The organism is bacterium (assembly GCA_030018315.1).
Lineage (GTDB): Bacteria > Hydrothermota > UBA3073 > JACQXS01 > JAGMCI01 > JASEGA01.
In genome coordinates, this window is sequence record JASEGA010000034.1 from 1 (window position 1) to 16,776 (window position 16,776).

General features: G+C 38.0%; 22 protein-coding genes. 9 read left to right on the forward strand and 13 right to left on the reverse strand.

Features of this window, described 5'->3' with window-relative positions:
• Nucleotides 1–34: 34 nt before the first annotated feature.
• The 4 genes from QMD71_08970 to QMD71_08985 form a co-directional block, all read right to left on the reverse strand.
• The gene (locus tag QMD71_08970; GenBank protein MDI6840959.1) at nt 35–367 is read right to left on the reverse strand and encodes a hypothetical protein; all 333 of its coding nucleotides are present in this window, start codon (nt 365–367) and stop codon (nt 35–37) included.
• A 125-nt stretch (nt 368–492) separates the two neighbouring features.
• Nucleotides 493–2,070 carry a DNA mismatch repair endonuclease MutL gene (mutL, locus tag QMD71_08975; GenBank protein ID MDI6840960.1) on the reverse strand — a complete coding sequence of 526 codons (1,578 nt, stop codon included), beginning with the start codon at nt 2,068–2,070 and terminating at the stop codon, nt 493–495.
• A 57-nt stretch (nt 2,071–2,127) separates the two neighbouring features.
• The gene (amrB, locus tag QMD71_08980) at nt 2,128–3,624 is read right to left on the reverse strand and encodes an AmmeMemoRadiSam system protein B (GenBank protein MDI6840961.1); all 1,497 of its coding nucleotides are present in this window, start codon (nt 3,622–3,624) and stop codon (nt 2,128–2,130) included.
• 23 nt (nt 3,625–3,647) lie between these two features.
• Nucleotides 3,648–4,067, reverse strand: a complete 420-nt coding sequence (locus QMD71_08985; GenBank protein MDI6840962.1) for a hypothetical protein — start codon at nt 4,065–4,067, stop codon at nt 3,648–3,650.
• A 160-nt stretch (nt 4,068–4,227) separates the two neighbouring features.
• Here QMD71_08985 and QMD71_08990 point away from each other — a divergent pair, with 160 nt between their 5' ends.
• Nucleotides 4,228–4,851 carry a SagB/ThcOx family dehydrogenase gene (locus tag QMD71_08990; protein MDI6840963.1) on the forward strand — a complete coding sequence of 208 codons (624 nt, stop codon included), beginning with the start codon at nt 4,228–4,230 and terminating at the stop codon, nt 4,849–4,851.
• On the opposite strand, the gene QMD71_08995 is transcribed toward QMD71_08990, so the two are convergent.
• The 8 genes from QMD71_08995 to trxB form a co-directional block, all read right to left on the reverse strand.
• Nucleotides 4,821–5,321, reverse strand: a complete 501-nt coding sequence (locus tag QMD71_08995; GenBank protein ID MDI6840964.1) for a T9SS type A sorting domain-containing protein — start codon at nt 5,319–5,321, stop codon at nt 4,821–4,823. The two genes, QMD71_08990 and QMD71_08995, sit on opposite strands and share 31 nt — an antisense overlap.
• A gap of 60 nt (nt 5,322–5,381) precedes the next feature.
• Nucleotides 5,382–6,023 carry a hypothetical protein gene (locus QMD71_09000; protein MDI6840965.1) on the reverse strand — a complete coding sequence of 214 codons (642 nt, stop codon included), beginning with the start codon at nt 6,021–6,023 and terminating at the stop codon, nt 5,382–5,384.
• Nucleotides 6,024–6,111: 88 nt separating this feature from the next.
• Nucleotides 6,112–6,360, reverse strand: coding sequence for a hypothetical protein (locus QMD71_09005; protein MDI6840966.1), 249 nt, complete (start codon nt 6,358–6,360; stop codon nt 6,112–6,114).
• Nucleotides 6,361–6,563: 203 nt separating this feature from the next.
• Nucleotides 6,564–7,667 (reverse strand): DUF6398 domain-containing protein, encoded by a 1,104-nt coding sequence (locus QMD71_09010; protein MDI6840967.1) that lies wholly within the window; start codon nt 7,665–7,667, stop codon nt 6,564–6,566.
• A 42-nt stretch (nt 7,668–7,709) separates the two neighbouring features.
• Nucleotides 7,710–8,054, reverse strand: a complete 345-nt coding sequence (gene trxA, locus QMD71_09015; protein MDI6840968.1) for a thioredoxin — start codon at nt 8,052–8,054, stop codon at nt 7,710–7,712.
• 267 nt (nt 8,055–8,321) lie between these two features.
• Nucleotides 8,322–8,489 carry a hypothetical protein gene (locus QMD71_09020; GenBank protein ID MDI6840969.1) on the reverse strand — a complete coding sequence of 56 codons (168 nt, stop codon included), beginning with the start codon at nt 8,487–8,489 and terminating at the stop codon, nt 8,322–8,324.
• Nucleotides 8,490–8,538: 49 nt separating this feature from the next.
• The gene (locus QMD71_09025) at nt 8,539–8,919 is read right to left on the reverse strand and encodes a transposase (GenBank protein ID MDI6840970.1); all 381 of its coding nucleotides are present in this window, start codon (nt 8,917–8,919) and stop codon (nt 8,539–8,541) included.
• A 107-nt stretch (nt 8,920–9,026) separates the two neighbouring features.
• Complete coding sequence (gene trxB, locus QMD71_09030) at nt 9,027–9,956, reverse strand: thioredoxin-disulfide reductase (GenBank protein ID MDI6840971.1); 930 nt, start codon at nt 9,954–9,956, stop codon at nt 9,027–9,029.
• Nucleotides 9,957–10,216: 260 nt separating this feature from the next.
• Between trxB and QMD71_09035 the strand changes: the two genes are divergently transcribed.
• From QMD71_09035 to QMD71_09055, 5 genes are all read left to right on the forward strand, one after another.
• Nucleotides 10,217–10,621, forward strand: a complete 405-nt coding sequence (locus QMD71_09035; protein MDI6840972.1) for a hypothetical protein — start codon at nt 10,217–10,219, stop codon at nt 10,619–10,621.
• 6 nt (nt 10,622–10,627) lie between these two features.
• Nucleotides 10,628–12,454 carry a clostripain-related cysteine peptidase gene (locus QMD71_09040; GenBank protein ID MDI6840973.1) on the forward strand — a complete coding sequence of 609 codons (1,827 nt, stop codon included), beginning with the start codon at nt 10,628–10,630 and terminating at the stop codon, nt 12,452–12,454.
• 84 nt (nt 12,455–12,538) lie between these two features.
• On the forward strand, nt 12,539–13,423 hold the full coding sequence (locus QMD71_09045; GenBank protein MDI6840974.1) for a T9SS type A sorting domain-containing protein: 885 nt from the start codon (nt 12,539–12,541) through the stop codon (nt 13,421–13,423).
• Nucleotides 13,424–13,558: 135 nt separating this feature from the next.
• Nucleotides 13,559–14,068, forward strand: a complete 510-nt coding sequence (locus QMD71_09050) for a hypothetical protein (GenBank protein ID MDI6840975.1) — start codon at nt 13,559–13,561, stop codon at nt 14,066–14,068.
• A gap of 1 nt (nt 14,069) precedes the next feature.
• Nucleotides 14,070–14,519, forward strand: coding sequence for a RidA family protein (locus QMD71_09055; GenBank protein ID MDI6840976.1), 450 nt, complete (start codon nt 14,070–14,072; stop codon nt 14,517–14,519).
• Here QMD71_09055 and QMD71_09060 read toward each other — a convergent pair.
• Nucleotides 14,472–14,948 (reverse strand): hypothetical protein, encoded by a 477-nt coding sequence (locus QMD71_09060; protein MDI6840977.1) that lies wholly within the window; start codon nt 14,946–14,948, stop codon nt 14,472–14,474. The two genes, QMD71_09055 and QMD71_09060, sit on opposite strands and share 48 nt — an antisense overlap.
• Before the next feature lie 243 nt (nt 14,949–15,191).
• Here QMD71_09060 and QMD71_09065 point away from each other — a divergent pair, with 243 nt between their 5' ends.
• From QMD71_09065 to QMD71_09075, 3 genes are read left to right on the forward strand one after another with little or no spacing between them, the layout of a single operon-like run.
• The gene (locus QMD71_09065; protein ID MDI6840978.1) at nt 15,192–15,923 is read left to right on the forward strand and encodes a biotin--[acetyl-CoA-carboxylase] ligase; all 732 of its coding nucleotides are present in this window, start codon (nt 15,192–15,194) and stop codon (nt 15,921–15,923) included.
• Entirely contained in the window at nt 15,920–16,441 is a 522-nt protein-coding gene (gene cobO, locus QMD71_09070; GenBank protein ID MDI6840979.1) for a cob(I)yrinic acid a,c-diamide adenosyltransferase, read from the forward strand. The genes QMD71_09065 and cobO overlap by 4 nt, the downstream gene beginning before the upstream one ends.
• Before the next feature lie 19 nt (nt 16,442–16,460).
• On the forward strand, nt 16,461–16,622 hold the full coding sequence (locus QMD71_09075; protein ID MDI6840980.1) for a DUF4258 domain-containing protein: 162 nt from the start codon (nt 16,461–16,463) through the stop codon (nt 16,620–16,622).
• The last annotated feature ends 154 nt before the right edge of the window (nt 16,623–16,776 follow it).

Genomic DNA, 16,776 nt, shown 5'->3' on the forward strand with positions numbered 1-16,776 from the left:
TCTGTGGGATTTAGCAGAAATAGGAAGTGTAAACTTAATTATTCAACAAAGCAAGTTTTTCTTTACCTAATACAATGGTATGTTTTTCTTCAAGTATTTCATAGAATAATAATTCCTTAAACTTACATTTGCACTTTTCTATGAATTCAGCATTGAGATGAACTATTGTAATATTACCTAAATTTGCTGTGATAACAAGGTCGAACGGTATTTCAAATAACAGGCGTTTATCTTTCCCCTCCGCACTCTGAGCCTCAAATAATAATCCAAGGGCTTCCCCATTATAAAGCACTCTTGTTTGTTGAAGAAACAAATTATATCGTAAGCCATATCCAGTAGTAAATTTTCCTAAGTCGGTACCCATCATTCTTTCTCTTGCTCTAAAATCTCTGCGCCTATTTGGTCAAGAGTTTCCTTTATTTTTGGGTCTAAAGCACCTGAGATTAATGTGAACAGGTTCATTTTCTATTCTTTTCTTGGGCATCTTCAGCTTCATTTACCAAACTTACGGCTTAGTTCTTCATTTGTCATCCTTATCATAGTAGGACGGCCATGTGGGCAAAAGTATGGGTTGTTGGCTGTAAGCAGTTGTTTTACTAATGACTCCATCTCCTCATATGTTAAAGGCGTACCCGATTTTATTGCAGACTTACAGGCAACTAATTTAGCAGTTGCCATGAATTTGTCATCTTTTACACTCTCGTACTCTTGAAGCTCAAGTAGCATAGACTTAAACTCATTTGAGGTGAACTCCTTTAAAACTGATGGGATTGCACTTATCCTTATTGTTTGCTCACCAAACTCGTCCATCTCAAATCCTAACTGTTTAAAGCAATCTTTGAACTCGTAAAAGAATTTTTGCTCAATTCCACTAAGTTCTATAATTACAGGGAAAAGCAACTTTTGTACCATAATCTGTTCCCTTGTTATCCGTTCGTACATAACCCTCTCATGTGCGGCGTGCTGGTCAATCATTAGGACACCATCTTTTGTCTGTGTAAATATATACGAGTTGTGGAGTTGCCAGAACTTGTAGCCATCAAGCTCAAGTTCACCTTCTCTTTTTATTGGTGCACGAATAAAAGGTCCTTTTATACTTAACCCTTCCCTTGTTCCTTTAAGCACTGCGCTATATATAAGACTTTCATCACTAAACCTAACCTCCTCTTTCCTTGGATGAACATTGACATCTACAGAATTAGGTTGAGTCTCAATAAAGATAATAAATGATGGCAACTTATCCTTAAAAGGAGTACCGTAAGCATCTAATACTGCTTTTCTTACTATCTTATCCTTACAAGGCCGATTATTCACAAATATTAATTGATTAGCTGTAGTTGACAGTGCATACGGCTTGGATGCATAGCCCCACACTCTAATTTCTGAATCTTTATAGTCTACAGGTGCAAGTGTATCCATAAAATCTTTACCAAAGATTGCTGTTATTCTTTGAGCTATTGGTTGACTTTGGAGGCTCAAAATTTCATGTTCATCATGTACTAATGTAAAAGAAATATCTGGATAGGCAATTGAGAGTCGTTGTATAACAAGTGTGATATACCGTAACTCAGTAGCTACTGATTTTAAGAATTTTCTGCGTACAGGGACATTGTAAAACAAGTTGCTCACTTTAACTGTAGTCCCAAAGTCTCTTGCAGTCTCCCTTTTCTCAATAAGTTTACCACCCTTCACCTCTATGTAGTATCCGGTTGACTCTGTTTTTGACCTTGAACTAATCTCTACTTCTGCTACTCTACACATTGATGGCAGTGCCTCGCCCCTGAAGCCAAAGTTCTTAATCTCCCATAAGTCAGACTCGCCTTTTAGCTTGCTTGTTGTATGAGGCTTTACTGAAAGCTCAACTTCTTCAGAAGTCATACCTTCACCATCATCTATCACTGTAATCCAAGGGACACCTGACCCTTTAACTTCACAAGTGATTTTATGTGCACCTGCATCTATAGAATTTTCAATCAATTCCTTGACACAGCTAGCAGGCCGCTCTATTACCTCACCAGCAGCTATCTTTGAGACCAAATCAGGTGGCAAAGTGATAATCCTTGAGCCCATTTTACAAAATATATACTCAATTCAGTGTTCTTTCGTAAGTTTTCTCTTATTTTTATCTCACTCACTAAATACTTGAGTCTTATAGAGATAAAATTTAGCCCCTTGTTTCCAGGCATCTGGTGGTAGACCTGCCTTCTGACATAAGTGAGCTAAAGTCTGTTCTCTTGTCCAGTTTTCCTCAACTGGGACTTCAGGTAAGAATGTTGCCCCAGTATTACCTTTTATCATAATGATACCATGAACTCCAGGTTCATACTCGGATATATCCTTTATTTCATAGACTTTGCACAGGTAAACCGATATCTTTATTTTAATATCTTTAAGCTCAGTCTCAGATACAGGTGCAAACCTGTAGTCCTTACAGGCGGCAGAGATTGCCATCTCAGGCACTAATTTGGAAAGTGGCACATCAGCGTCATGATGTCCTATACAGCCGCGGAGCTGTCCATTTTCAGTTAATGTGACAAATACACCGCGACACTCATTAAGGACTGGATATTTTGGCTTAAATTCTGTAATTTTACCGGTCTTTACATAACTCTCAATAGCTGTTCTTGCTATCCTCAATAGCTCCTTTTGTGCATCCTCATCAAGTAGCTTAAACTCTGTCTTTTCCATCTGAGGTCGCACCTCCTTTTTATAAAAGGCAACAGCCCCATAGCCGACGACTCTATTTTTATCACCTATAGGTAAGTCGCCAGAGTTTGCATAGTTCAAGACCTTAACTTCATTTGCACCAAGTCCTTTAGCGACCATCATTGTTGTAATAACAGCAAGCTCACCACACAGTGTACAATGTAATTCGGCTACTCCCTTATTTAACTGTTGCTCACTGACTTTAATTACTTCATACGGGTTAAAAGATTTAATTGATTCAAGTGTAGCATTATCAACTACACAAGCATCTTCGTATCTTGGATAGTGTGACATATCTGAACTTGCAACAATTAACACATCTTTTCTACCTTTGATATATTTAAGTATTGCTTTTGAAAGCTCTTCACATACATCTATCCCAACTTGTCCAATTAATACAGGCACTATTTTGAAATCCTTAAGAACCATCTGCAAGAATGGCAACTCTGCCTCTAACGAATGCTCTTCAATATGAGTTGCTTTTGTAAAAGAAAAGTGCTTACTTTCTTTTATTATTTTATTGGAAAGGTCAGCATCTACTTCAACAAGCCCTAATGGCGTCTTAAAATAGCCTTCAGCATAGATTGAGACACCTCTAATGTATGCACGATGCGGTGGCCCAATCAAAATAACAGTGTTGTATCGGCGACCTAAAATTTGCTTAAAAGCGTAAGCTGCCGTTTGGCCTGAATAGACATAGCCTGCATGTGGGACCATAAAGCCGTAAATATCACCATCAACTTTATCAACTTTTACTTTATCAAGAAACCCTTGAACCATAAGTTGTAACTCTTGCTTATTTGCAGGATACCAAGCCCCTGCAACTGCTGGAGGTCTAACCTCTGGCTCTCTGATATTTTCCTCCTTTGGGTTACTTGAGCACCCTAATAGCAAAATCTCACATATTAGTAAATACATTATCAACTTGTAGTGGGAACTGGTCACTTTATGGTATACAGTGTATCTATGTCAACCCCTGTCTTATTCTCTCCTTGAGTCAAACTCACCTTATCAGGTATTGTTAAACCAGTCAAGGTATCTCTATGTCCATAATAGCCAAATTCGTCCACTGAATTCTCAAATATAAAATTACTATTCTTATCATTGATAGCGGTCACAACATACTCACCTTCATCTACAAGTTGTATCTTATAGCTACCGTCGTTGCTTGTAATAAGAGTCCCCTTGAGTTTATTATAATCTATGTTTTGTCCATTTGTAAGCGAATCCGAAATAATAGCAAGCACAATTGCATTTTTCTGACCGACTCCCCCATTTGTAACCTTACCAGATATTGACCCCTTCTTTGTACAGCCAGCAAAAATAAATAATGTAGATAATAAAAAAATTATCACCCGCATATTACCTCCTAGTTAAAATTGTATTTAATCTTATCACCAAAGTCAAGATTTTTTGCAAAAAAGTTTGCATTTCTAACATAACCACAGTAAAATGATTAATAGGCGATATAGACATCCTATAAGGTATAATGAATTACTGAACATTATACCAGGAGGTAATATGTGTATCTTTATATTTCTTCTTTTATTAAAAGGGGGTGAAACTATGGAAATAAAACTGCCAGCACCAGTCCTAAAGGGTAAAGTATCAGTTGAGGAGTGTATTGCAAAACGCAGGTCAATAAGGGCATACTTAGATAAGCCAATTAGCCTTGAACAACTATCTCAACTATTTTGGGCATCTCAGGGGATAACTGACCTGACTGGGTTAAGAGCTGCACCGTCAGCAGGTGCTACTTATCCAATTGAAGTAAGGGCTGTCACTAAAGATGGCGTATTCCATTACATTCCTGAAGGTCATAAACTGATAAAAGAGAGTGATAAAGACTTAAGAAAGAAGCTTGCTCAAGCTGCACTATGGCAGTCCTTTATTGCAGAGGCAGGCTGTAACTTTGTCATCTCTTGTGTTTACAAGCGGACTACACAGAGATATGGGGATAGGGGGATAAGGTATGTCCATATGGAGGCAGGTCATGTAGCAGAGAACATTCACTTACAGGCAGTGGCTCTCGGACTGGGCTCAGTTCCTGTCGGTGCCTTTTATGATGAAGAGGTAAAGAAAGTGCTAAACCTGCCCAAAGATGAGGACCCAATCTACATAATAACTGTGGGATACCCGAAGTAGCCCAGAAACAGAGATTTGTTAAGACGAAAAGAACACATCCCCATTAATGTCATTATCGTCAAATTAGGATTAATTTTTTTTGTTTCTGAAAAATGAGCAGCTACAATCTGACAAAAATAGACACCGCTTTCAACTCCTTTCCCTAAATTATCCTTACCATCCCATGTGATTTGAGTAATTGGGTGATTAGTGAATTGGTAATTTGGAAAATTACGAACCAGTTTACCGGATACATCAAAGATTTTTAATCTCACCTCTTTTAGAGCAATATCTGATATCCAAATTCTGGTCTCTGTTTTTGTTGGATTAGGATATATTTTAAATATTGAATTGCTGTTATTCTTTAGTTCACCCACTCCTAAACCAGAAATTGCACTTAAGGTTACAACCCTTGTGCTTCCTAATCCACCGTAATAGACTCGGGTTCGGTCATTGCTCAGAATAATTGCGCTTGGGTCAGCGCAGCCCAACGAGTCATAAGGGTCGGTTGGGCTTATGATTGTATCAATAATTACCCAGTTTAAGCCATCCTAAGACTCTGCGTATCCGATATGCTGAGGCTGCCCGACACGGGTTGCAAAGAACATAGGATAAGAACTATCTGGCAAATAGATTACATTTGGGTCAACACAGTCAGGTAATCTAATCCCATCTTCTGGTATAAAATCAAGCCCATCAGAAGAGATTATGCTCCTGATTCCACCTGTTGCTGAGGTACAATAGATTCTAATTCTTCTATCAGGTAATATTATTGCATCAGGCACTGATGTCCAACCATAATCCGGATAATTAAGGTTCTCATATCGTAATCCCTCTTTGGTCCAATTCAAGCCATCTGACGAGATAGCACTAAAGATTCTATGCCTTGCCTGACCAGGTCCACCAGGTCCTGTCGCACCTTTATAATACATACGATAGCCATTTTCAATTTTTACCAATGTCGGGTCGGCTACCATCCGCTCCATTGAATCGCCGGGTACAATCCTGATACCGGGCTCAGGCACAAAATTTAGACCATTATTTGAAAATGCACTCAGAATCCCTTGTGGGTTACAATAGTAGAGACGGAAGGCAGTATCACCAACAGAAATAACATAAGGCACACTGCCATCTTCTATTCTTATACCCGGCTCTTTAACCCATTGGCTGAAGATGAAAATCAATATCAACATTTTATTTTGCCTGCATTTCACTTGATTTTGGGGCTAACTTCTTGTTTAGTAGCTGTAGGAGAGCGCCATCAGGACAAATGTGTTGACATCAAGCACGAGGAGAAACAATTGAAACCAATAAAAGACTCAAAAATGATATGCTTGCCGAATACTTTAAATTAGCTTGCCCTACAACACACCAAGGACCTGGGACTTTATAATGCGTAATAGCTAAAAATGCCCATCCAATGAGAACAATGTACTTAAATTTGTCAAACACACTTTCTTTTGTAAGATAGAGAAGCCTAATTATTGAAATGATTATTAATAGAAAACCGAGCCATGCGCCTGCACCCATTATATGGTGAAGGGCGAGCTATCCAACCAATCAATCCAATGACAATCAACAAAATAAACAAAAAGACCAAGCCCACCTTCCTCTTTTTATGGAGATTGATTCTCCCAGTCAAGTCTTGAAGAAAACCAACTGGACATACACAGTGACAATAAAAATACCTACCAAAGAAAACTTGTCTACTCTGCAGGACTCTACGAGCATTTTTAATGGTTCCATAGTTTTAGTTGTTTATCTTTGGTTAAATTAGACTTTTGCAATATGTTCCTTTTACTTAACTGTTTAAATGTTTGCTCAAAAAACTTTACATGATTATAAGTATCTGTAACATACGAGTCATCAGGTGCAATTTTTACAGCCTCCTCTAAGCAAACTATTGCTTCACCAAATTTATATTCACTTGCATAGGCTACACCTAAATCACACAAAATTAATGGATTTTTAGGGTCAAGTTCTAATGCTTTTTTCAACAGTCTTACCCCCTCTTCCCTTTTACCACTAAAGTGTAAAGTCCAGCCAAGGGCTTGTAATATTGGTGGATGATTTGGATTAAGTGCCAGTGCTAGTCTTAGTTCCTTAATACCTTTAGCTGACTTGCCCCAATTAGAATAATTACAACCCAACAAATAATGATAAGAAGGTTCTGTTTGATTCATCTTAATTGCTTCTTTCAAATGCTTTTCTGCTAAGTCAAACTTGTAAAGATTTAAGTAAGCTTCACCTATACCTGAGTGTGCAAGTTCAATTATTTTAATATCTTGGTTAGGAGCTTGTAAAACCTTCCTATAAGCTATAACAGCTTTACCATAATTACTACTCTTTGCTTGTTTATCAGCTTCTTTGAAAATAGATAATACTTCTTCATCAGTTAGCTCTTCTTTGACTGTTACCTCTTTTGGCAGAATAAAGCCATCTTCGGTTACCACAAGCTCTTTGAGTGGATTCTGCTCCAACACTTCTTTTGTGCAATAACGGGTATCAAAAAATTTCATTTTCAACACATCCTTTATTTCACTAAATTTGTTATATATACTCTTGCGAGTGACAGCTAATGTTTTCCTTATTGTGTCAGCAGTCAGTTTGTTCTTAAAATTAGCTCTCCCAAAAGTATAAATGACTGCAGCAGCCCAAGCCTCAGGCTTGGCTATTGATGCCCTTTTTCGCTTACCTGTCTGCCGACAGGCAAGATTTGTGAAATCGTCCCATATTTTAAGACAAATATCTAACTCTTCTTTACTAAACTTATTTTGACTACAAATTTTTCTTATAATTAACTTTACAAGCTCAATAGCCTCTGTTTCCTTATCCATATTAGTCTCTGTATAAGTTAAATCAAAGCATCCAGCTTCTTTTTAAGTTCCTCTTTTTGGTAATACACCTACCAGTTGCTCCACTGCGTTACCATTTTTAAAGATAATAAATGTAGGTATACTCCTTATCTTGCAGAATGATGCAGTTTTAGGATTTTCATCCACATTTAACTTACAAACCTTGGCCTTTCCTTCGTATTCTTTAGCAAGCTCTTCTACAACTTTACCCATCATCTGGCACGGTATACACCAAGGAGCCCAAAAGTCAACAAATACTGGAATAGATGAACTTTTGACTTCATCGTTAAAATTAGCATCTGTCAGTTCAACTTCAGCTCGAGGTTGCACCTCTCCCAATGGCTCGAGATTTTCGCTTCGCTCCAACATGTTACCTCCTATGAAGGTATAGTGTCAACTTTTATTTGCTTTGTTGAATAATTCACTTTACAAAACTTGCAACACCTTGATTGACACCGATTTATGAGATTCTTCACTTCGTTCAGAATGACAAGGTCAAAATTGTCTAAAACCAAATCAGAGGTTGAAAAGCAAAGGTGCCAAAAATATTTATTCAACAAAGCAAGTTTTATTTAACACCTGCCAATTTCGGTCCTTAGACCATCCTCCTATCCGTGCCATCCCGCTTCTCCGGAATTATGCACACACTAATAACTTTATATCTTCTTTCAGTATCTTACCTTCAAACCCGGGCAACTCTACACTCTTAAGCCATTTTATCCCTATCTCACTAAAAATATCTTTTATCGGAACTTCAATTTCAGGATGCTTGTCTATTAGAAGACGAATGCTGTTTTTCGTCATCGTCTGAAGACGAACAAAAAACATCCTTTGCCTCAAAACAGCTCTTGCATCACGAGTATATTTGCCCGGTGCATATGCGAGAGGTAAAAAAACCAGTACGCAATAAATTAGCCAATACAGTAGAATCTATCTTGTCCGTTTTCTTATCGGCCTCCGCTATTACTTTTACCTTCAATGGATGAACTAATTTTACCTCATCTACCACTTCATCAAGCCAATCGTACATCTCCACAGGATCCTTCGGAAAGTCCCAATTCCTTGTAGCTTCCATCACTGCTTCAATCTCTTCGCCACATTTGCATCCATTAATAAACTTACTTACTCCCGCAAAACTATTCTGCAACACTCCTTGCTTTATTATCTCACCTTTCTCGTTCATTATGGTTCCGTAGCTAAACTTTTTGTGGTAATCTATTCCCACATTTAACATAGTACACCCCCTTTGGCCACATTATACTAATCTTTCTTGTCAGGTGCAACTATGCCTTCATTATATCTCCTTAGTAACGCAGGCTACCAATTCTTGTAAGGGCGAGGTTACCTCGCTCCTACCAAATATTTTTCTGCTGTAAAGGCGGCAAGGGCACCGTCACCTACACTTGTAGCTACCTGCCTTAGCAGTTTCACTCTAACATCACCGGCTGCAAAAATGCCAGAAACAGAAGTCTCCAAATTCTCATCAGTAATTACATAACCATGCGGGTCCAGGTTGACTACCCCCTGCAAGAACTTAGTGTTAGGATTGAGCCCTGCATAAATAAAGACACCTTCCACATCTATGACTTTCTCCTTACCAGTTGTCCTATCCTTTATAGTAACTGATGATATATATTCATCACCATTTATACTAACTAATGTATGGTTAAGATAGAAACTCACTTTCTGCTCTTTTTGTATTTGCTCTTGTAGTATCTTATCCGCAGTTATGTATGGTAGGAATTCAATAAATGTTACATTTGAGACAAACTTGAGTAAGAATAAGCCTTCCTGAATTCCGGAGTTGCCACATCCAACAACAGCTACAGCCTTGTCTTTAAACAATGGACCATCACAGGTAGCACAATAAGAGACTCCTTTTCCACTAAATTTATCTTCACCAAGGATACCAAGTTTTTTGGGCAGTGTCCCTGTTGCGATAATAACTGCATACGCTTTATACTTATGGGTTGCTGTTTTCACAAGTTTAACCCCATTTTCTATCTCTAATGAAATTACTTCTTCAATTACAAACTTAAGCCCAAATCTTGTTGCTTGTACCTGCATCCCTTTCATAAGCTCAGACCCCGAAATCCCGTGAGGGAAGCCGGGGTAGTTCTCTATTAAATGAGTAGTCATAGGAAGTCCACCGGGCGCCAATTTTTCAATAAGCAATGTATTAAGTCTCGCCCTACTTGCATAGATTCCGGCAGAAAGACCAGCAGGTCCTCCACCTATTATAATTAGGTCTTTTATCTCTGTAATAGCCATATCATTATTTTTAAATTTTTAGTTATAGATTTGACTTTTACATTTTAAGACTTAACCTATCACATCATATAAGGATTGTCAATAAATTTAAACTATTTGAGTAATTCTTATATAAATTATTTTCACTTTTTATAGGGGCGTATTGCAATATCCCTACTTAGGCTTAAAAAAACTTGACAAGTAAAGAATTATTAGTAATCATATAAAATTATAGCTAACTAATTTTAACTAGGAGGGGAAAATGAAAAAAAGGTCTGTTTATGTTTGGTTTACTAATGCTTGCAGCTCTCACTACCAATTGTCATGCTCTTGATAAATATGTGGTCGATTTTGTAGTTGCCAATGGCTATGAGCCTGCGATTGCTGTAAACGACAGTGGCTATACCTTTATTGTGTTTACTGCTACTGACTACACCATCCAACTTGAGGTCTATGATAAAGATGGTATATACATTAATGGAACATCAGCAGAGCCAGAGAGGGGTAAAGGTCCTGATGTTGCTTGTTGGGGTGAAGACAGCTGTGTAGTAGTATGGGGAAAAGATATTGTATCTGGAGAAAATTCGCGGTGTGATATTCACTACGCCATATATACAAGGGAAGCAGAATTGTGTAAGAGTGGAAGACTTGATGTGACAGATGGGTGGAGTATTTACGAGACGTAGCCTGCTGTGTGTGCAGATACCACAGGTGAGTTCTATGCAAGCTGGACATACAGTTATTATCCGGAACAAGGAGACCCTGTTTATAGAATATATAAACAAAACAGGTCAAATATTGGAGTCTCTGACCCTGTAATTATAAGTAGTAGTCCATCATATTTACAATCTGATATTAGTTGTTCATGGGCTGGCAAATATACGATTGTTTGGGATTATACAGATTGGGAAAACAGTATTTTTAGAATCTATGCATACTTCTCAGTTGATGGTATAATTCGGATAGTGGCATCCAGTGGGAGTTCAATTGGTAGTCCTCATGTAGTAGTTTCACCAATATGGGAATACACGTTTGTCGCTTGGAACACCTCTACTAATACCAATGGTAAATTATATGATGCTACAGCAGCTGTAGTTAAAGATGTATTTGATACTGGTCTACCATCCACTTGTGCTGTTGCAGCTGACCCATCAAATAACTTTATGGTTGCCGGTGAGGATAAAGCAAGGTTTTATACTCCTATGGGTGACACTGTTGTGAGTATATTTACCTTTGGAACTGGGTCACATCCTGATGTAGCATCAGGGATATCTGGTAGTTTTGCATTTGTGTGGCATGGCCCGGCTACAGGAATAATTTCAAATTTCTGGCGTCCTTGGTGGACATTTATGTTCTATTTTTGTGAAGAAAAGTATAATGTTGGTCCATTGAGGGAACAATTTAGGTATCTTGAAAGATTTGGGTCAGGGTTAATTAACTTGACTACACAACGTGACTACAATGGAGACGAAACGTATAAATATATTGTCCAAAAAGACCCAAACCCTGGCGATGCTAATCCACCTTTGTATGTGTTGAACCGTAACAAGTGGAAATTAGGTGAAAAAGATGTTGGAGACCCAAATGTATTACAGGAATTTTTAGAGTGGTCTGTGAATAAGTTTCCGGCATCAAACTACTGTCTTGTAATGAGAGACCACGGTAACGGCTGGTCAAAGAGGCTCGCCTCGTGGAAGAGAAAAGGGGGATACATTGATTGGGGAGGCAACAAATTAACTAATAAAGAACTTAACCAAGCTTTGAAGAATTTCAGTAGTGCTACTGGTGAGCGTATTGATGTTATAGTCCACAGTGCGTGTCTACTGGCGAATCTGGAGATGGCATACGAGATACATGATAATGTTGATGTGATGGCTGCATCTGAGGAGAAAATGTATACCTATTATCATCCATATCATAATATGATTGATGCTCTACTTAAACTAGATAGTCCTGATACTGCATTTAGCAGTAAGACAACAGGTAAGGTTGTACTCGCTAAATACCGTGATACACTTAATATAACTCCGTTCACAGATGTTACTTTTTCTGTCACAGATGAAGCCAAAATCCAAACCGCTGCAGATAGGCTACACGCCCTTGTCAACGCAATGATATGGGGTGCAGATTGGGATAAAGTTGTACAAGCAAGAGCTAATGCTCAGGTGATGGTCAATGCAAAGCATTTTGTTGATATTTGGGACTTTTGTGACGAACTTATTGCCCTCAATGCTTATGTTAATGAGGCTACAAATTGCAGGACTGCGTTGAGTGATGCAAAGATTGACGAATGGCATAAAGCGGGTGTACCAGATGCTAAATTGTTAACTATACATTTTCCAGATACTAATCAGACAGCGGAGTTAAAATTGGATTTGTACAGAAATAGTGCTACGCTCGCTACAGATGCAGTGAGTGGATGGGCTACATTTCTGCAAGTTTATCATACACTGGGGACAGAACCAATCAGACCGAGAGATTTATTGTGGGTCACTATTCCCAATGGATTTCACCTTTAGTGGAACTCTGCAAAAGATGCCGATGGTATTGATAGTTATGTCTTATGGCAGATTGAAGATATTTTTGAGATATTTTCAGATACAGTGGCTAATGCTAAAGTAGAGGATTGGAGCTTTTACGGGTTTAGTGTTGATTCTACTCTCTATAATACTGAAAATTATGCATATTTCTCAAGACCAGAGCATAATACATATTTTACTCCAGATACCAGAAACCTGATGGTATTGAACAGCCCATTGTTTATACCAGACTCGGGGTATACTGAGCTATCTTTCTGGCGAGTCTTTAATTTAGGTACCGATGACTCAAGCTTAGTGGAGATATCTACAAACTATGGCTCAAGTTGGCTACCAATTGTGAGTTATGTGGATTCAAATTCTGTAGACTATTGGGAATTTTGCAACCTTTCTTCATTTGCTGGAGATTCAATCCTTATCAGGTTTAGATATGTATGTCGGGCTGATACTATGGATACTTTGATGCCAGAAGGAATGTATATTGACGACATAAGCCTTGTTAATTATATGAACGATACCTTATTCTCAGATATTGCCGATACATGTTATGATGTTACAGGGTTATCCGATGTAGACTATATGTATAGGGCGAGAGCAAGAGATAACCTTTCAAACTTGGGTGAATGGTCAAATCCTGTTATAGCTACTTATATTAGTGGGGTTGTAGAGGCAAGGTTACCTCGTCCTTACGAATTCACCTTATACCAGAATTTCCCAAATCCCTTTACTATTAAAACCACCATCCGCTACACAATACCAAAATCTACACAGGTTAGCCTGAAAATCTACGACATAACCGGTAGGCTAGTGGAGACTCTGGTGAATAGCAAGATACTCCCCGGTTACCACACAGCAACCTGGGATAGTAAAGAAGTCGCCAGTGGCATATACTTTGTGCGTATGGAGGCAGGGGATTACAAACAAACTAGGAAAATAATCCTAGTCCAATAGTATGGAGGGATTATGTCAAAATTATTAAGATGGGTACCGGGATATTGGAGATAGTATAAAAAAGAGAGTTATAAAACTTTAATTTCAATAATAAGACCGTGGTTGCAATGATATTTAAAAAAGGAGATTAAGATTGTGGAGATAACCAAAAGTTCAAGACACCAAAAGATAATAGGTAACTTCGGTGAAAACCTAATATGCAATTGGCTATCTCGGTCAGGATTTGAAGTAACGCTTGTTGACCACACTGGGATTGATATTATAGCCTACAACCCATCGATAAAACAACGGCTTGGCATCACTGTCAAGTCAAGGACAAGGAATATTGGGAGAGAGCGAGATAGTGTTACTATATTTTTTCATCAGAGAAAAAAGAACGATCGTCAGAAATTATTGGATGCTTGCAAAGCCTTTGCTTGTGAGCCATGGATCGCAGTTTACGTGGAAACCTCGGAGTTTGCCGATGTTTATCTTACAAGTTTGAGAAATTACGATGAAAAATATCGTCGTGGCAGGGGAGTCAACTATGATGATTGGAAAATGACAAAGAGAGATGAAGAACAATACAAAAAAGATTCCGATGTCAAGCACATTAGAATTGAATTTCACGCCACAAATTGGTGGAGTTTGGGGCACTGGAGGTAGTATGAAAAAAGATATTATAAAAACAGATAAGGCGCCTGAAGCAATAGGACCGTATAGTCAGGGGGTGAAGATAGGTAAATTCATTTCTGTGACAACAGCACCGCCTCCAATTCCACCTCTTATGCCTTTTAGTGTGGCAGGTACACATTTAATCTTTACTTCTGGTCAAATCCCTATTGAGCCTGAGACTGGTAAAATTGTAGGGGATGATATAAAAAGCCAGACTCGTAAAGTTATTGAGAACCTGAAAGCTATCCTTGAAGCTGGTGGCTCATCTCTAAATAATGTAATAAAGACTACAGTTTATCTCAAGGATATGGCTGACTTCCAGTCTATGAATGAAGTCTACAGTGAATATTTTAGTGAAAATCCTCCCGCCCGTTCTACAGTGGAGGCTGCAAGACTACCAAAGGATGTAAAAATTGAAATAGATGCTATAGCGTGGGTATGATGTATCTGCTATTCGTTTTTTAATCTCCAAATTGCAAATCTTTGTCTGTAACACCAAGTTTTTTAAACACAAACTTGCTATTCCTCTATCCATAGCTTCACCGAATGCAGTTAAATCATAGTAATTTTTCTCTGTAAATTTCAATGTCATGGACTGAGCTGGATACAAGAATTCTCTCCCTGAAAATAATGTCTTAACCACTCCACTTTTTAGACTCTCCAAGCCCTTCATTAGAAAAAGTAGCTTCGTTGTCTGATCCACAGACACCCTTTTTCCGGTTTCCTCATTTTTATTATTAACTATTGGATCATAAATAGCTTCCACAGTGATCTTTGAGGGGATCAACTCATATCCATTTTCTGTAAGATACAATCCAAACCATGCTTCACCTGATTTTGCAGATACCTCATTGCCGTGAAATTCTCCCACCCGTAAGATTTGAATTTGAGATTGCGATAATCCTTGAACCAGCGACGACCCGAGAGACAGAATAGTTAAGAAAACAATAAAAAAACAGAAGTCTTTTCATGCCTTTCTCCTTTTTAGATTGGGCGTATTAGCAATAGCGTTCAATTTGTTCATATCAGAACTGGTTTGTTTATATTATTCCGTCTTTATACATTTGTCAATTAAGAAATTGACATATTGTAGATTATAGAGTATTATAAAAATATGACAGATAGTAAGATATATCATTTTACTGAGTTAGATTCTACAAATGAGTATGCTAAGAAGATTTTGAATAATACTGGAGAATGGACAGTTGTAGTTGCTGATAAGCAAAAGTGCGGCAAGGGCAGGTTTGGGAAGAGCTGGTATTCACCTGAAGGTGGGTTATGGTTTTCAATTATATTAAGACCAAGAGATGCGACCTCAAAGGATATTCTTGCATTACCTCTGGTTGCAGGGGTTGCTGTTTGCGATGTTCTAAAGGCGCTTGGATTAAATGTCAAGATAAAGTGGCCTAATGATATACTTGTGGGGTCAAAGAAAATAGCCGGTATCTTAACTGAGTATGAAAATGATGCAGTTATACTTGGGGTAGGGATTAACTTAAACATTAGTGAGTTTCCTAAAGATATTGAAGCTACTTCTACTTTGTTAGAGACAGGCAAGGTGTTTGATAAAAATGAGGTGCTTAAGTTAGTTCTTGATAAAATAGATGAAAAATATAATAGGTTGCAAAACGGTGAGCTTAAGAATTTACTTAACGAATGGCGAAGCTACTCAATCACTCTTGGCGAGTTTGTTGAGGTCAAGACTCCTAATTCTATATTACAGGGCAAGGCTATAGACATTGACGAAGACGGTGCTCTCCTTGTAGAGCTACCGTCTGGCAACATAGAGAGAGTGCTTGCAGGTGAATGTTCATTGATGCAGACTGAATTCAGTTTAACTCAATGAGAATAGGGACAGTTCAAGTCTATACTGGCAATGGCAAAGGCAAGACTACCGCTGCTATTGGCCAAGCATTGCGTGCTGTCGGGCATGGGCTTAAAGTTATAATGATACAGTTTATGAAAGGCAAAATTAATTACGGTGAACTCATTGCAGCTAAAAACTTGTCAGGTTTTACAATAGAGCAATATGGACTACCAACTTTTGTTGATAAAAATAAACCTTCACAAGAAGATAAGGAGCTTGCAAAGAAAGGTTTTAAGCGTGCCAAAATGGTTATAAAAAGCGGTGATTATGATATGGTAATTCTTGACGAAATAAATGTAGCTATTGATTATGGGCTTGTTTCATTATCAGAGCTACTTGAGTTAATCAAAACTAAGCCCAAAAATGTAGAGCTTATATTAACAGGCAGATATGCACCAAAAGAAGAGATTGAGATAGCTGACCTTGTAACTGATATGAAAGAAATCAAACACCACTATCAAAAGGGTATCCAGTCAAGGGAAGGTATAGAATATTAGATTGACAGAGACATAAAATATGAATATCATTTTTACAGAGCATGCCCGATTTGAAATGCATAGACGCCAAATAGCTGAGGATACTGTTAAAGATGTAATATCACATCCAGCACAACGGATTGTAGTTAAAAAGGGGCGGATAATTCTTCAAAGTAAGTACATTAATAAAATTGAACGCTGAGAGTTACTCTTAAGAATTGTAGGGAAAGAAACCGATGAAGGCTTTATTGTAATAATTACTTATAAAACATCAAAAATAGAGAAATATTGGGAATAGGAGTGTTACTGTTAAGGTAGAATGTCCTCTTTATTGTTCAGCAAGAATGTCCTCATAT

Bases quoted from the DNA above. Each gene is read 5' to 3' on its own strand.
- QMD71_09010 (MDI6840967.1), bottom strand. From the start codon at position 7,667: ATGGATAAGGAAACAGAGGCTATTGAGCTTGTAAAGTTAATTATAAGA.
- QMD71_09020 (MDI6840969.1), bottom strand. From the start codon at position 8,489: ATGACGAAAAACAGCATTCGTCTTCTAATAGACAAGCATCCTGAAATT.
- QMD71_08970 (MDI6840959.1), bottom strand. From the start codon at position 367: ATGATGGGTACCGACTTAGGAAAATTTACTACTGGATATGGCTTACGA.
- QMD71_09025 (MDI6840970.1), bottom strand. From the start codon at position 8,919: ATGTTAAATGTGGGAATAGATTACCACAAAAAGTTTAGCTACGGAACC.
- QMD71_09055 (MDI6840976.1), top strand. From the start codon at position 14,070: ATGAAAAAAGATATTATAAAAACAGATAAGGCGCCTGAAGCAATAGGA.
- QMD71_09075 (MDI6840980.1), top strand. From the start codon at position 16,461: ATGAATATCATTTTTACAGAGCATGCCCGATTTGAAATGCATAGACGC.
- QMD71_09035 (MDI6840972.1), top strand. From the start codon at position 10,217: ATGTTTGGTTTACTAATGCTTGCAGCTCTCACTACCAATTGTCATGCT.
- trxA (MDI6840968.1), bottom strand. From the start codon at position 8,054: ATGTTGGAGCGAAGCGAAAATCTCGAGCCATTGGGAGAGGTGCAACCT.
- QMD71_09000 (MDI6840965.1), bottom strand. From the start codon at position 6,023: ATGTTGATATTGATTTTCATCTTCAGCCAATGGGTTAAAGAGCCGGGT.
- mutL (MDI6840960.1), bottom strand. From the start codon at position 2,070: ATGGGCTCAAGGATTATCACTTTGCCACCTGATTTGGTCTCAAAGATA.
- QMD71_08990 (MDI6840963.1), top strand. From the start codon at position 4,228: ATGTGTATCTTTATATTTCTTCTTTTATTAAAAGGGGGTGAAACTATG.
- QMD71_08985 (MDI6840962.1), bottom strand. From the start codon at position 4,067: ATGCGGGTGATAATTTTTTTATTATCTACATTATTTATTTTTGCTGGC.
- amrB (MDI6840961.1), bottom strand. From the start codon at position 3,624: ATGTATTTACTAATATGTGAGATTTTGCTATTAGGGTGCTCAAGTAAC.
- trxB (MDI6840971.1), bottom strand. From the start codon at position 9,956: ATGGCTATTACAGAGATAAAAGACCTAATTATAATAGGTGGAGGACCT.
- QMD71_09005 (MDI6840966.1), bottom strand. From the start codon at position 6,360: ATGGGTGCAGGCGCATGGCTCGGTTTTCTATTAATAATCATTTCAATA.
- QMD71_09065 (MDI6840978.1), top strand. From the start codon at position 15,192: ATGACAGATAGTAAGATATATCATTTTACTGAGTTAGATTCTACAAAT.
- cobO (MDI6840979.1), top strand. From the start codon at position 15,920: ATGAGAATAGGGACAGTTCAAGTCTATACTGGCAATGGCAAAGGCAAG.